16 protein-coding genes and 1 pseudogene are annotated in these 12,800 nt (G+C 70.9%); 11 read left to right on the top strand and 6 right to left on the bottom strand.

Features of this window, described 5'->3' with window-relative positions:
• Window positions 1-48 precede the first annotated feature (48 nt).
• Window positions 49-786 (bottom strand): membrane protein insertase YidC, encoded by a 738-nt coding sequence (locus DIZ27_RS25510; RefSeq protein WP_109380796.1) that lies wholly within the window; start codon window positions 784-786, stop codon window positions 49-51.
• A 118-nt stretch (window positions 787-904) separates the two neighbouring features.
• Window positions 905-1,246: a DUF6412 domain-containing protein gene (locus tag DIZ27_RS25505; RefSeq protein WP_375232004.1), complete on the bottom strand. Its 342-nt coding sequence runs from the start codon at window positions 1,244-1,246 to the stop codon at window positions 905-907.
• 230 nt (window positions 1,247-1,476) lie between these two features.
• Here DIZ27_RS25505 and DIZ27_RS25500 point away from each other — a divergent pair, with 230 nt between their 5' ends.
• The gene (locus DIZ27_RS25500) at window positions 1,477-2,496 is read left to right on the top strand and encodes an SEC-C domain-containing protein (protein WP_109380795.1); all 1,020 of its coding nucleotides are present in this window, start codon (window positions 1,477-1,479) and stop codon (window positions 2,494-2,496) included.
• A 221-nt stretch (window positions 2,497-2,717) separates the two neighbouring features.
• Here the strand turns inward: DIZ27_RS25500 and DIZ27_RS25495 are convergent, their stop codons facing one another.
• On the bottom strand, window positions 2,718-3,479 hold the full coding sequence (locus DIZ27_RS25495; RefSeq protein ID WP_258308541.1) for an IclR family transcriptional regulator: 762 nt from the start codon (window positions 3,477-3,479) through the stop codon (window positions 2,718-2,720).
• 249 nt (window positions 3,480-3,728) lie between these two features.
• Between DIZ27_RS25495 and DIZ27_RS25490 the strand changes: the two genes are divergently transcribed.
• Complete coding sequence (locus DIZ27_RS25490; RefSeq protein ID WP_109380793.1) at window positions 3,729-5,072, top strand: MFS transporter; 1,344 nt, start codon at window positions 3,729-3,731, stop codon at window positions 5,070-5,072.
• A gap of 77 nt (window positions 5,073-5,149) precedes the next feature.
• Window positions 5,150-5,728 (top strand): nuclear transport factor 2 family protein, encoded by a 579-nt coding sequence (locus DIZ27_RS25485; RefSeq protein ID WP_109380792.1) that lies wholly within the window; start codon window positions 5,150-5,152, stop codon window positions 5,726-5,728.
• Window positions 5,729-5,907: 179 nt separating this feature from the next.
• Here the strand turns inward: DIZ27_RS25485 and DIZ27_RS25480 are convergent, their stop codons facing one another.
• Window positions 5,908-6,411 carry an ArsI/CadI family heavy metal resistance metalloenzyme gene (locus DIZ27_RS25480; protein ID WP_109380791.1) on the bottom strand — a complete coding sequence of 168 codons (504 nt, stop codon included), beginning with the start codon at window positions 6,409-6,411 and terminating at the stop codon, window positions 5,908-5,910.
• 89 nt (window positions 6,412-6,500) lie between these two features.
• Here DIZ27_RS25480 and DIZ27_RS25475 point away from each other — a divergent pair, with 89 nt between their 5' ends.
• The 5 genes from DIZ27_RS25475 to DIZ27_RS25450 all read left to right on the top strand — a co-directional run bounded on the left by DIZ27_RS25475 (window position 6,501) and on the right by DIZ27_RS25450 (window position 10,455).
• Window positions 6,501-6,881 carry a helix-turn-helix transcriptional regulator gene (locus DIZ27_RS25475; protein WP_109380790.1) on the top strand — a complete coding sequence of 127 codons (381 nt, stop codon included), beginning with the start codon at window positions 6,501-6,503 and terminating at the stop codon, window positions 6,879-6,881.
• Window positions 6,878-7,654: an MIP/aquaporin family protein gene (locus DIZ27_RS25470; RefSeq protein ID WP_181383689.1), complete on the top strand. Its 777-nt coding sequence runs from the start codon at window positions 6,878-6,880 to the stop codon at window positions 7,652-7,654. The genes DIZ27_RS25475 and DIZ27_RS25470 overlap by 4 nt, the downstream gene beginning before the upstream one ends.
• The gene (locus tag DIZ27_RS25465) at window positions 7,651-8,067 is read left to right on the top strand and encodes an arsenate reductase ArsC (RefSeq protein ID WP_109380789.1); all 417 of its coding nucleotides are present in this window, start codon (window positions 7,651-7,653) and stop codon (window positions 8,065-8,067) included. The genes DIZ27_RS25470 and DIZ27_RS25465 overlap by 4 nt, the downstream gene beginning before the upstream one ends.
• Window positions 8,068-8,546: 479 nt before the next feature.
• On the top strand, window positions 8,547-9,899 hold the full coding sequence (locus tag DIZ27_RS25455; protein WP_109380787.1) for a S28 family serine protease: 1,353 nt from the start codon (window positions 8,547-8,549) through the stop codon (window positions 9,897-9,899).
• A gap of 118 nt (window positions 9,900-10,017) precedes the next feature.
• Window positions 10,018-10,455 (top strand): glutaredoxin domain-containing protein, encoded by a 438-nt coding sequence (locus tag DIZ27_RS25450; RefSeq protein ID WP_109380786.1) that lies wholly within the window; start codon window positions 10,018-10,020, stop codon window positions 10,453-10,455.
• Window positions 10,456-10,501: 46 nt separating this feature from the next.
• Here the strand turns inward: DIZ27_RS25450 and DIZ27_RS25445 are convergent, their stop codons facing one another.
• Window positions 10,502-10,774: a hypothetical protein gene (locus tag DIZ27_RS25445; RefSeq protein ID WP_258308540.1), complete on the bottom strand. Its 273-nt coding sequence runs from the start codon at window positions 10,772-10,774 to the stop codon at window positions 10,502-10,504.
• Between the two features lie 426 nt (window positions 10,775-11,200).
• On the opposite strand from DIZ27_RS25445, the gene DIZ27_RS25440 reads away from it, so the two are divergent.
• The 3 genes and pseudogenes from DIZ27_RS25440 to DIZ27_RS47370 all read left to right on the top strand — a co-directional run.
• Window positions 11,201-11,641 carry a hypothetical protein gene (locus DIZ27_RS25440; protein ID WP_258308539.1) on the top strand — a complete coding sequence of 147 codons (441 nt, stop codon included), beginning with the start codon at window positions 11,201-11,203 and terminating at the stop codon, window positions 11,639-11,641.
• Window positions 11,642-11,658: 17 nt separating this feature from the next.
• On the top strand, window positions 11,659-11,955 hold the full coding sequence (locus tag DIZ27_RS47375; protein WP_258308538.1) for a hypothetical protein: 297 nt from the start codon (window positions 11,659-11,661) through the stop codon (window positions 11,953-11,955).
• A pseudogene (locus DIZ27_RS47370) lies at window positions 11,943-12,292 on the top strand (HAD family hydrolase); the annotation flags it as partial. The gene DIZ27_RS47375 and the pseudogene DIZ27_RS47370, both read left to right, overlap by 13 nt.
• Here DIZ27_RS47370 and DIZ27_RS25430 read toward each other — a convergent pair.
• Window positions 12,261-12,800: N-acetyltransferase (locus DIZ27_RS25430; RefSeq protein WP_146228988.1), on the bottom strand; the 540-nt coding region annotated here is incomplete at its 5' end. The pseudogene DIZ27_RS47370 and the gene DIZ27_RS25430 overlap by 32 nt on opposite strands.

Below are 12,800 nucleotides of genomic sequence, written 5' to 3'. Positions count from 1 at the left end.
ACCGGTGCGGGCCATCTTCCCTCCGGGCGACTGCGCCGCAGTGGTGGGTCACCTGTACAGGACGGCCCGTTCGACCACACTCCAGGTCGTACTGGTGACCATGTACAGCGCGGCGGCCAGCGGCAGCACGGCCACGGTGATGAGTGTGAAGAACGACATGAACGGCATCACCTTGGTCACCGCCCCCATCCCCGGCACCTGGTCCGCCGCGCCGCCCGCGCCCGACGCTCCGGAGCCTCCGGACAGCGCCGAGTTCGCGGCCATCGTCCGCCGCGTCAGCCGGTAGCTGAAGAAGGCGACCGCCGCGACGACGGCGAACAGCCCGACGTACACGAGCCCCGGCCCGCCGAACGGCCCCCCGTCGCCCAGCGCGTCGGCCCAGCGTCCGCCCAACGGCGCTGTGAACAGCTCATGTCCGAGCAGCCCGTTGGGCCGTCCGCCGATCGTGTCGCTCGAGAACAGGTGGTACAGCAGGAAGAACGCGGGCAGTTGGAGGAGGCTCGGCAGGATTCCGGACAGCGGTGACACCTTCTCCTGGGTGTGCAGTTCCAGTACGGCCCGCTGGAGCCTCTCGGGGTTGCGGCCGTACCGGCGCCGCAACTCCGCGATCTTCGGCTGGAGTTCGGCCCTGGCCCGCTGCCCGCGTGCGGCGGCCCGGGACAGGGGGTGGACAAGGAGCCGTACGAACGCGGTGAACAGGACGATCGCGGCGGCGGCCGCGGAGAGACCGAACAACGGCTGGAGCAGATCGGCCAGTTGCTCGACCAGGCTGGCGAAGACGGACATGGGTGAGCCCTCCGGGGGTCTCGTCGTGCCGGGGCAGAAGTGCTGAATGGCGGCATGACGACCCGCGCAGGGTCACGCGTGGTGAGGAACCTGAACCGGACCCACGGGTACCGGTGCCCTACGCGGCGGTCGCCGGGAGGGCGTGTCCGGGTGCTCTGGGCCGGGTGCGCCCCCGGGCGTCGGGGTCGCGCTGGGGCAGGAAGGCGGTACGCCGGTCACGGTCACGCAGGGCCGTACGCACCCGGGTGGGCGGCACGACGGGCGCGCAGCGCGCGAGGACGACGGCGCAGGCGGCGAGCGCGGCGCCGGCCGCAGCGGTCGCGGCGAGCGCGACGGTGGCGGAGAGCCCACCGGCGTCCAGCAGCACGAGCAGGAGCAGAAGCAGGGGCAGGAAGACCCGGGGCAGCGAAAGAAGCCCGGCGAAGACACCGCAACGCGAACCCGTCCGGCTATGGATCACTCGCCACACCCCCTCTCCCTCCCCTCCGCCTCGCGCATCAGGCCCCTGTACGACACGACAGATCGTCGCGCTCATCCCAACGTCCAGGACGGTACGACGGTTCCCGGGCGGGCCGCGCGAGCGGGCGCAGGACCCGTGCACCGGCGCCCCGGCGCCGGTGCGGCCCATCCGCTCCCGTGTGACGGGACACTCTCCCCCTCCTGTCACCCGTCGGCAGTACGGTGTCACCCATGCGCCCCGACACGCCCGCCGAAAACGTCGACCACACCGCCGAAGCGGCCCGCCTGGAGCGGACCGCCGGCCTGTATCCCGAGGACGCCGAGGCCCTGCTGCTGCGGGCCGCCGCCCACCTGGAACTCTCTGGCGACCGCTCCGCCGCGGCCGCCCTCTACGACCGCCTGCTGGCCTCCGACACCGGGCAGACGGGGCTGGAGAACCCGTACCTGGTCCGCGCCCTGAAGGCCTCGAACCTGTGGGAGTACGGCCACGAGGCGGAGGCCCGCGCGATCATCGACGGCATCCGCACCGCGGCCCCGCGCGACCCCGCCCCCTGGGTGGTCGTCGCGGAGTCCCTGGAGTCGCACGACGAACTGGAGGCGGCGCACGAGACGTTCACGGAGGCGGTACGCCTCCTCCTGACCGACGTCCCGGAGCCCCCGTCCGCCGCCCACCCGCTCCTCTTCGGCCGCCACCGCGTCCGCCGCATGCTGGGCGTCCCCCACGACGAGTGGGACGCCCTCGCGGACACCGTCCACAGCCTGCCCGTCACCCTGGACGAACTCCACGACCCGAAGCGCGTCTGGTCGCTCGGCTCGGAGAATCCGGCGGAGCTGGAGGCGGAGATCTCCCGCCTCCGAGCGGAACTGGGCGCCTACCGGACCGCCCTGTCCCGCCCCTTCCCGGTGGCGATCCTGCACTGGCCGGCCCCGGAACTGGCCGAGCTCCTGGAGGCGTACCCCTCCCTCACCACCGAGTACCCCTCCCACGAGGAGCACCTGGCCACGACAGAGACGGCCCTGCGCGAACTCGCCGCCTCCGGCACCCCCAACCTGGGCATCGTCACCGGCACCGTCCCCTCCTACGAGGCCTTCGCCGCCTCCGAGGCCACCACCCCGGGCGACACCGACCTCCTCCCCCAGTACGCGACCACCCTGGCAGCCCGCGGCCGGGCCGTGCCCTGGCCGCCGCAGCGGTCAGCCGCCTGCTGGTGCGGTTCGGGCCGCCCGTACGGGGAGTGCCACGGCGCCTGAGCGGCGGACAGCCAGGACAACAGCCCTGCCCCGCCCCGCAGAGAGCCCGACGACCGTCATGAAGGGCCGCTCGGGCCAGGGCCTGTCCGGGCGGATCATGCCGCAGACGCGGGACCGGCACACCCTCCCCGAGCTCTTCGAGCAGGGGGACGCACCGGACCCCGCCCACCCGCGCCGACAAGACGCCGTCGATTTCCTGCGACCTGATCCGCCGGACGGGCCTAGTGCTGGAGCTTCGAGGTGAGCTTCGCCTGCATCTTCTGTGTCGCCAGGCGCAGGGCTCGGGTGAGTGCCGTCTCGGACGGGGTGCGGGGATCCTCACGGGTGAAGCAGAGGCGCGCCTGCGGCCCCGAGATGGTGATGGCGATGGGCGGGTACCCCTGCGGGGCGGGGAGGGTCTGCGCGAGTGCCGCGATGCCGGGTTGGGTCTCCTCGATGTTGCGCGCGTAGCCGCGCTGCCTGACGTCCTCCAGTTCGGCTTCGAGGGCCGTGCGGGTCGGGGTGGTGGTCTTCGCCGCGTGCGGGAGCGGTTCGTTCGGGTAGATCCGGCGGAGCTGCTCGGTCGTGAGGGTGGCGAGGAGGGCTCGTCCGCAGGCTGAGGTGTGCGCGGGGAGGATCGTTCCCGCCCGGGCTTCGATGCGCATGTGGTGCTGTGAGGCGATGCCGTAGATGTAGCGCACCGCCTGCCCTTCGAGGACCGCGAACTCCACGGTCTCACCGGTTGCCGTCTGCAGCTCGAGCAGGTCGTCCTGGATGAGGTGGGTGAAGTCCGTGTCGGCGTGGGCGGGGCGGGCGGCGGTCATGGCCGGGCCGAGGCGGTAGCCGGGGCCGTCGAGTGAGCGGCGCATGAAGCCGTTCGCCTCGAGGGTGGCCAGGAGCCGGTGGGCGACGGAGGTCCCCACACCCAGTTCGTCGGCGGCACGGGCGAGGGTGACGACCGGCTCCTGCTGCGCCAGCGCGAGCAGTCGAAGCGCCCTGTCCACAGTTTGAAGAGTGTTCACGGCCCGATATTCCCACATACAGGGAATGATTGACTAGCCGCTCCCTGATAGTGGATTCTCTCGATGTCCGCAGGCTAACGCACACTCGAACGAGTGTCTTTGCGTGGCGCGGACTCCTGGGCGCGAGACCACCCCCTCGCCTGCCCGTGGCGTAAGTGGCCGTTGAGGCGTGAACCGCCCGTGAGTACGTGTGACGTGCCGCGCAGTGAGGACACCGAGGAGAGTGAAGCAATGACAGTCAGTGAACTCGAGGGGCCGGCTGGAGCAAGTCGGCCGGACACGGCACCGGAGGGCCCGGAAGCCGGGAGCGGTACCCCCACCGCCCGGCGCGCGGTCGTCAGTGGCGCGCTGGGCTCCGCACTGGAGTGGTTCGACTTCTCCGTGTACGGCGCGTTGTCGGCCACGGTGTTCCCCCAGCTGTTCTTCCCCGACCTCGCGCCGGGCACCGCGCTGCTGGCGTCGTTCGCGACCTTCGGGGTCGGGCTGGTGGCACGGCCCCTGGGCGGCCTGGTGTTCGGCCTGCTGGGTGACCGTCTCGGCCGCCGGAACGTCCTCATGTTCACGCTGCTGCTCATGGGCGCGGCGTCGGTGCTGATCGGCCTGCTGCCGACCTATGCCACGGTGGGAATGGTGGCTCCGGTCGCGCTGGTGGCGCTGCGTTTCCTTCAGGGCTTCGCCCTGGGGGGCGAGCACACCGGGTCGCAGCTCATGGTGATGGAGCACTCGTCGAGCCGGCGTCGCGGTGTCGCGGGTGCCCTGATGTCGGTGGGATCACCGATCAGTCAGGTACTCGCCACACTCACGCTGACCGGACTCGCCGCGTGGCTCACCGAGGACCAGTTCACCGGCTGGGGCTGGCGGATCCCCTTCCTGATGAGCGTGGCGCTCATCGCCGTCGGGTACTACATCCGGCACCGCGTCGAGGAGACTCCCGCCTTCCTCGCCAACGAGGGCAAGAGCGAGCAGCCGGCCCGCGGGCTGCTGAGGCAGCACCGGAAGACCGTGATGCTGCTGGTGCTCGCGTGGGCCGCGCCAGGAGCGCTGTACTACATCACCGTCACCTTCGCCATCAGCTACCTCACGGGCCAGCTCGGATTCGACAAGAGCTCCACCTTCGGGCTGATGGTCGTCGCGAACTCGATCTCCATCGGGGCCAGCCTGCTCGGCGGCTGGTCCAGCGACCGGATCGGACGGAAGCGCGTCCTCTTCACGGGTCTCGCGGTGCTGCTGGCCTTCCTCGTCCCGTTCTTCCTGATCCTCGACACGGGCAACTGGTGGCTGGCCGCGCTCACCATCACGGGTGCGCTGTGCGGTGTGCAGTTCATGACCGGGTGCCAGGGGGCCTTCTACGCCGAGGCGCTGCCGACCCCTGTCCGGTACACCGGCTCGGCTCTCGGACTCACCTGCGGAAACATGCTGTTCGCCGCACCGGCGCCGCTGCTCGCGACGTGGCTGATGCAGATCTCGGGGAACGGAACCCTGCTGATCACCGCCTACGGCCTGCTCACGATCCTGATCTCCGCCGTGGCGATCCGCCTGCTCCCGGACCGTACCGGCCGGCGACTCGACGCGTGACGGGGCCCGCACCCTGCCGTACGCGCCCCTCCGCTCCCCCCACACCCGCCTGAATCCTCACCCGAGGGAGAAACACAATGACCGACGACGCAGTTCGTACCGCCAGCGTGGTGACCGAGGAGGACCTTCGCCTCCTGCGGGAACTGAAGGTCAAGGACCGGCTGCACGACCTCGAGGCCGCCTACTGCCGCGGAATCGACCGGCGTGACCCCGAGTTGCTGAAGTCGATCTTCTTCGACGACGCCTTCGTCCGCCTGGGCGACATGAAGGAAGGCGGCGTGGACGAGTGGGTGAACTGGATCATCGACGAGTTCAAGCCCCGGTTCGAGAACACCACCCACTACCTGCTGAACGAGTGGTACAAGGTGGACGGCAAGACCGCCGAGGGGGAGACCCATCGCCTCTCGTACCACCGCTTCGGGGACCCGGCACGCGAACTGATCGCCGCCAGCCGCACGTTCAACCGGTACGAGGAGCGCGACGGCGTCTGGAAGATCACTTTCCGCGAGGTGATCCGGGACTGGATCCACGAACGCCCCGTGGACCAGGAGCTGTTCACCGGTGGGTTCGCCATGGAGCTGAGCAAGCCCGGCCCCGACGACAAGAGCTACCAGGTGCTCTCGATGTTCGGCCGCGGTCCGCTCCAGCCCGAGTGACCCCTGGTTCCGTGCCCGGCCACGGCCCCGCCGCCCGCGGGACGGGCCCCGTGCGGGGACCCGCACCACCATGAGCACCGATGACCTCGCCCTTTCCCCCGGGGGCGGGGTCATCGGTTTCCCGGCGCCACCGCCGCCCGCTCAGCCGTACGCCGTGCCCTCCCCTCCGCACGACCGGGTCACGCGCGGCTACGCGCCGAGCCGCAGGAGCAGCCGGCGGTTGCCTCGGCCCGGGCCGGGTCGACGGCCTGCTCGTCGGTGGCACCGCAGCAGGCTTCGGGCGTCGGGGTCGTCCGGGCGCTCCTGCCGAGGGTGTCGGCGTCGGCCTTGACCGTGTAGACCTCCCACGGTTCCCGGCCGGGGCCGGTGACCCACACCTTGTCCTGCAGGGCGTAGCAGCAGGAGGTGTCGTTCTCCTCGAAGGTCGCCAGGCCCGCCTCCTCGAGCCGGGTGGCGGCTGCGGTGACCTCCTCGGTGGAGGCGACCTCGACGCCGAGGTGGTCCAGGCGGGTGTCCTCACCCGCCTCGCCCTCGATGAGGACCAGCTTGAGCGGCGGCTCGGCGAGGGCGAAGTTGGCGTAGCCCTCACGGCGCTTGGCGGGCTCGGCGCCCAAGAGCTTGGCGTAGAAGACGATCGAGGCTTCGAGGTCGGCGACGCGCAGGGCGAGCTGAACGCGGGACATGACGATCTCCCATCCGGAAACAGCTTGTTTCGACGCCTGTCGATACAGTCGAGGTTGCCACCCGATTAGATGACTGTCAACATAGAGGAATGTCGAAACAAGCAGGTCTTCCGGTGCTCGGACAGGATGACGCGGCGTGCTGTGCGCCGATGGTCCGCGAGCCGCTGGGCGAACAGGACGCGGTCGAGCTGTCGCGGATGTTCAAGGCGCTGTCGGATCCGATCCGGCTGCGGCTGCTGTCGTTGATCGCCTCCCATGAGGGCGGCGAGGCGTGCGTGTGCGACCTCATCGGCCCGTTCGACGTCTCCCAGCCGACCATCTCCCACCACCTGAAGGTGCTGCGGGAGGCCGGACTGGTCGGCTCCGAGCGGCGCGGCACCTGGGTGTACTACTGGGTGCTGCCCGAGGCCCTGGCGAAGCTGTCCGCCCTGCTCCAGACCCCTGCCGTGCCCGCGCAGGCCCCCGCGTGAGCGGGCCGGCGCCGCTGGCGAGGCGGGCGGTCGTCGAGGGACTCGGCACGGCCGGGCTGGTCGCGGTGGTGGTCGGCTCCGGCATCCAGGCCACCGAACTGACCCGCGACGTCGGGGTGCAGCTGCTGGCCAACTCCCTGGCCACCGTCTTCGGCCTCGGCGTGCTGATCGCCCTGCTCGGCCCCGTCTCCGGGGCGCACTTCAACCCGGCGGTCACCCTCGCCGCCTGGTTCACCGGCCGCCGCACCGGCGACGCCCCCACCCTGCGCGACCTCGCGGGGTACGTGCCCGCCCAGATCGCCGGGGCGATCGGCGGCGCGGTACTGGCCGACGCCGTGTTCGGAAAGCCGCTGGCGCACTTCTCCACCCACGACCGGTTCGCCGGCCACCTGTGGCTGGGCGAGGTCGTGGCCACCGCCGGGCTGGTCTGGATCGTCTTCGGCCTGGCCCGCGCGGGCCGCGCGCACCTGGCGCCGCTGCTGGTCGCCTCCTACATCGGGGCGGCGTACTGGTTCACCTCCTCCACCAGCTTCGCCAACCCGGCGGTGACCATCGGCCGCGCGTTCACCGACACCTTCGCCGGCATCGCCCCCACCTCCGTGGCACCCTTCCTCGCCGCCCAACTGGTCGGCGCCGCGGTCGGCCTCGGCCTGGTCACCGCCTGCTTCGGCCGCCCGGCCTCCGGGAGCGAGGACGAGGTCGTCGTCCCCCACGACGGGCAGCAGCCCGCAGCCCCCGCCCGTTCCGCCGAAGAAAGCGCCCTGACCCGATGAACACCCCCGCCGTCCCCTCCGTGCTGTTCGTCTGCGTGCACAACGCCGGCCGCTCCCAGATGGCCGCCGCCTTCCTCACCCACCTCGGCGGCGACCGGGTCCAGGTCCGCTCGGCCGGATCCGCCCCCGCCGACGCCGTCAACCCGGCCGTGGTGGAGGCCATGAACGAGGTCGGCATCGACATCTCGGCCGAGAGTCCCAAGGTCCTCACCGTGGCGGCGGTGCGGTCCTCGGACGTGGTGATCACCATGGGCTGCGGCGACGCCTGCCCGTACTTCCCCGGCAAGCGGTACCTGGACTGGCAGTTGGACGATCCGGCCGGGCAGGGCGTCGGGGCGGTCCGGCCGATCCGCGACGAGATCGAGCGGCGCATCCGCGGCCTGCTCGCCGAACTCGGCATCGAGACGGCGTGAGGGCCACCGCGACCGGCGTGCACATCGCGCCGATACGGTCCGAGCACGCCGAACAGGTCCTGGCGACCTCCGCCTCAAGAGGGCTGACGACACAGCACGGTTCGACAACCGCGCTCAGTGCCTCGACGCCGTCCGGGCCCCAGCGAGGCCGGGAGCTCCACCGAACCGACGCGTGACGGCTTCCGTCTCCGAGGCCCCCCGGACGACACCGACCTCCTCCCCCAGTACGCGACCACCCTGGCAGCACGGGGGCGGGCCGTGCCCTGGCCTCCGCAGCAGTCAGCCACCTGCCGGTGCGGCGCGGACCGCCCGTACCCCGTACGGGGAGTGCCACGGCGCCTGACCGGCGGACAGCCAGAACAACAGCCTGCGCCGCCATCTCCCCCCTGCGGGGGAGGCGGCCCCCCCGCGCGGGGGATCTTCCCGCGACATCCGGCGGATGTACTGGAGGCATCCGACGTCAAAGGGAAGGACACCCGATGCGCCTCTGGACGAGACGACGCCTGCTCCTCTCGACCGCCTCGGCCGCCGGTCTCGTCGCGACGGCGTCCGCCCCGGCCCACGCCCTGACCGGGACGCCTCCCGCACCCGCCGACGACGACATCGTGCGGCGCCTGGGCTCCCTGCCGGGTGTGCGGATCGTGGAGGAACGGCCGGACGCCGGACCGGGATACCGCTTCTTCGTGCTCGGACTGCGCCAGCCGGTCGACCACACCGACCCCTCGGCCGGCACGTTCGAGCAGCGCCTCACCCTGCTCCACACGTCCGCCGCTCGCCCCACCGTCCTGTTCACGACCGGGTACGAAGCCGCGCTCATCTCCCGGCTCACCGAACCGACCGTCCTCCTGGGCGGCAACCAACTCCAGGTCGAGCACCGCTACTTCGGCACCTCACGCCCCAGCGCCCACGACTACTCCCACCTGACCATCCGGCAGGCCGCCGACGACCACCACCGCGTCGTCCGCACCTTCCGCCGGCTCTACCGAGGTGAGTGGATCTCCACCGGCGGCAGCAAGGGCGGCATGGCGAGCGTGTACCACCGCCGCTTCCACCCCCACGACGTGGACGGCACCGTGGCCTACGCGGCCCCGAACAACGTCGACGACCGCGACGACTCCGCCTACCTCCGCTTCCTGGAGACCGTGGGCACGGCCGCCGACCGCGAGGCGCTCAAGTCCGTCCAGCGCCGGCTCCTGCTGCACCGCGCGGAACTGGTCGCCCGCTACGAGGCCGCGACGACCGCCGCCGGGGACACCTTCCGCATCGTCGGCAGCGCAGACAAGGCGTTCGAGATCGCCGTCCTGCGCGCCCCCTTCATGTTCTGGCAGAACGGCGGCAGCGCTGCGGACCTCGCCGCCGTCCCCGGCCCGGATGCCACCACCGACCAGCTGTACACCTGGCTGGACGACACGGCGGGCCTGGCCCTCTACGCCGACACGGTCGCCCGCGCCTACATCCCGTACTGGTACCAGCTCGCCACCGAGATGGGGTATCTCGACGTCCCCACCGCCCACCTGGCCGACCTGCTGCGCCACCCGGGCGCCATCGAACCGCGCTCCTTCGTCCCCCGCGACATCCCCGTGCGCTTCGACCCGGGCGCGATGCCGGACATCGACCGCTGGGTCCGCCGCAGCGGCACCCGCCTGCTGTTCGTCAACGGCACGCAGGACCCCTCGACCGCCGAGTCCTTCCCGCCCGGCCGCCACGACTCCCGCGTCCTGTGGGTCCCCGGCGCCAACCACCACACCACCATCGCCGACCTCCCCACCCCGGACCGCACCGAGGCGACCGCCATGCTCACCCGCTGGGCCGGCCGTTCCCGAAAGGGCTGACGGGCACCTTGCGACACACGGGCTCCACAGCCACGGGAGTCGCCCCGCGGCCGTGGAGCCCGGCTGCCCACTCGGCCGACTCGAACAGTCCGTCCCCTCGTCGATAGCCTGCCTCCTCATGACGCGTGCTTGGATTCTGCCGATGCTGCTCGTGCTCTGCGGCTCAGCGCTTGCAACTGGGCTGATCTTCAAAGGGAGCCCCGGCACAGCCGCAGCACTCCTGCTGCTGTTCGCACTGTTCGCGTGCCTGAACTCGCCCCTGATCTTCCCGAGGTCGACCAGCACGATGGAGGCACAACGGCGCAGCGCGACCGACGGCCGGCCGATCGTCTTCTGGCGGCCGGGCTGCACGTACTGTCTGCGCCTGCGCATCCGCTTGGGCCGCAGCGCCCGTCGCCTGCACTGGGTCGACATCTGGCGCGATCCGGCCGGAGCGGCGGCGGTGCGGGAGGCCAACGACGGCAACGAGACCGTACCGACCGTCATCGTGGCAGGCCGCCCGCACACCAACCCCGATCCGGCATGGGTGCGCGAACAGCTCTCCTCTTCCACCTGATCGGGAACGGCGCCCTGGAATCCACCGACCACCCGGTGGAGCATCCTCAGTCCGGAGTGCCAGGCCCTCTGTCACAGAGGAGCTCAGTCATCCCGAGCGCTCGGAGGAGCCCGTGTATCCGGGCTGGAGGGTCCGCCCCACCCTCCGGTCCCACGAGCGCGTCCTCCACCCCGGTCTGCAGCCAATTGGCCTGGTTGTCGTCGGCCTCGGCAGCCGCAAGAACGATGAGCCTTATGGCCGCCACCGTTCCCACCCGGGTCAAGGCCTCCGCCGTCTGCCGGGTCACCGCCGTGTCCTCGACGTCCAGCAGCAGCCCCACCAATACTTCCGCAGCCTCGGAGACATCAGCGAAGGAAGCAAGGTCACGCCCGGCACGAACCCGCTGCGACCACGAAGGAGAAGAAGCCTCGGCCAAGGTCGCCGCCAACCCACTCATCATTTCCGGCACAGCCAGACAGTCTCATGCCCCCGAAGAAGGTCGAACCCCGAATCGAAATGACCAGAGGCTCGAGTCAGTGGACCATTTCCGCATGATCCCGAGGCCGAGCGAGCGGCTGCACCCGTTTTTCGCCAGTCACGGCGGAGCAATTGTCAAGGTATGTGGACCTGAGCTGCACTCAGAAGCCGTCCGCATCTCAGCGGGCCGTGGGCGCCGAAGCGCCGGGGCACCCGGCCGAGATCATCTGTCGATCTCGAACCGAGCGGGCCCACTGCCCAACTCTCTTGATACAACAGGAAAATCACCGTGACGCGAACAGAGAGGGCACTGCCGATGGGCCGACCGACGACCTCGACTCCGCTACCGAGTGACACGAAGGTACTGTCCATCGGTCTGCATCCGAGTGCGCTCGACTACAGCCGGATGCCCGACGGTGTCGACGAGGCGGCACTCACCACCCGGATCGAGGCGGCCAACGCGGCGCTGCGCGAAGCAGGGTTCGATGCTGTTCCGTGCCTGATCGACGCCTCGCCGGACCGCGCCGCGGCGATCGTCCGGGAGCAACTCCAGAAGCACACGTTCGGTTTGGCGATGATCGGCGGTGGCGTACGGATGCTGCCGGAGAACACCCTGCTGTTCGAGCGCCTGGTCAACGTCCTCACCGAGGAAGCGCCCTGGGTCCGGTTGTGCTTCAACACGACGCCGGAGGACACGATCGAGGCGCTGCGGCGGTGGATCCAGGCGTAGACGAGATGTGACCAGCGGTGAGCAGGGCCGGGGACTGGCGCGGTGGCCGCTGCTCCGTTTCCAGCCCCGCCCTGCCTGAAATCGACCGCTGGGTTCGCCGCAGCGGCACCCGCCTGCTGTTCGTCAACGGAACACAGGACCCCGCGACCGCCGAGCCCTTCCCGCCCGGCCGCCACGACTCCCGCGTCCTGTGGGTCCCCGGCGCCAACCACCACACCACCATCGCCGACCTCCCCACCCCGGACCGCACCGAGGCCACCACCATGCTCACCCGCTGGGCCGGGACACGGCCGACCCGGAGCTCCTGCGAGTAACGAACGCAACTCTGGAGTTGGAGAATGACCTGACCTTCCTGGGGCTGGTGGATCTCGCGGACCATGTCGTCAGCAGCGCCCGGGTGGGGCGGCCGAGCCGGACCGGGAGGTCTATGAGATCGCGGCCGAGCAGGCCGGCGTCGCCATGGACCGGTGCCTCTTCGTGGATGACCGGTTGGAGGACGTCGAAGCCGCAGTCGCGTGCGGGATGAGTGGTTGCCGGCCACAGCAGAGACCCCGCACGCCACGGACAAGGGATCCGGACCCGCCCTCGGACCGGACCCCTCACCGCGTGCTGCTCCTCGCTAGGCCGCTTGGCGCGCCGGGTGGAAGTTGATGCGTTCGCTGACGACGGGGAAGCCGGCCTTGGCGAAGTGCGCGGCCATGGGGAAGTTGCCCCGGTCGGTCGCTCCGCCGATGAGCTCCGCGCCCCGTTCGACGAGGAAGCGGGTGCACTCCGCGAGGAGGTCGTAGGCGTAGCCGTGACCGCGTTGTTCCGGGACGACTCCGATGAAGCCGATGGTCGGGCCGGAGGGGTTGTGGGCCGGGATGTGGATGCCGGCCAGGTCGCCCTCCGGCGTGTGCGCGGTCTGCCACCACTCCCGCGGGGAGGGGCACCAGTGGAAGAAGTCGAGTTCCTCCTGGGCGGCCCGGTCGAGGCCGCCCTCCGCGATGGCCCTGAGCGCGTGGGCGTCCAGGGTGACGGAGTGGATGCGGCGCAACGCGTCGAAGAACACGGTGTCGTCGGGTTCGGCGCTGAAGCGCAGGCGTCCGGGCCGCTCGGGCAGGCCTCGCTCCGGGGTCCAGCGGTACCGGAAGCGTTCCACCAGGAGTTCGTACCCGGC

The sequence above is a fragment of the Streptomyces sp. NWU339 genome, from assembly GCF_003143855.1.
GTDB lineage: Bacteria > Actinomycetota > Actinomycetes > Streptomycetales > Streptomycetaceae > Streptomyces.
Note: the sequence above shows the minus strand (reverse complement) of the source record. Positions and strands in the feature narration are given on the sequence as shown.

Bases quoted from the DNA above. Each gene is read 5' to 3' on its own strand.
- DIZ27_RS25490 (WP_109380793.1), top strand. From the start codon at position 3,729: ATGACAGTCAGTGAACTCGAGGGGCCGGCTGGAGCAAGTCGGCCGGAC.
- DIZ27_RS25455 (WP_109380787.1), top strand. From the start codon at position 8,547: ATGCGCCTCTGGACGAGACGACGCCTGCTCCTCTCGACCGCCTCGGCC.
- DIZ27_RS25465 (WP_109380789.1), top strand. From the start codon at position 7,651: ATGAACACCCCCGCCGTCCCCTCCGTGCTGTTCGTCTGCGTGCACAAC.
- DIZ27_RS25450 (WP_109380786.1), top strand. From the start codon at position 10,018: ATGACGCGTGCTTGGATTCTGCCGATGCTGCTCGTGCTCTGCGGCTCA.
- DIZ27_RS25485 (WP_109380792.1), top strand. From the start codon at position 5,150: ATGACCGACGACGCAGTTCGTACCGCCAGCGTGGTGACCGAGGAGGAC.
- DIZ27_RS25475 (WP_109380790.1), top strand. From the start codon at position 6,501: ATGTCGAAACAAGCAGGTCTTCCGGTGCTCGGACAGGATGACGCGGCG.
- DIZ27_RS25480 (WP_109380791.1), bottom strand. From the start codon at position 6,411: ATGTCCCGCGTTCAGCTCGCCCTGCGCGTCGCCGACCTCGAAGCCTCG.
- DIZ27_RS25510 (WP_109380796.1), bottom strand. From the start codon at position 786: ATGTCCGTCTTCGCCAGCCTGGTCGAGCAACTGGCCGATCTGCTCCAG.
- DIZ27_RS25500 (WP_109380795.1), top strand. From the start codon at position 1,477: ATGCGCCCCGACACGCCCGCCGAAAACGTCGACCACACCGCCGAAGCG.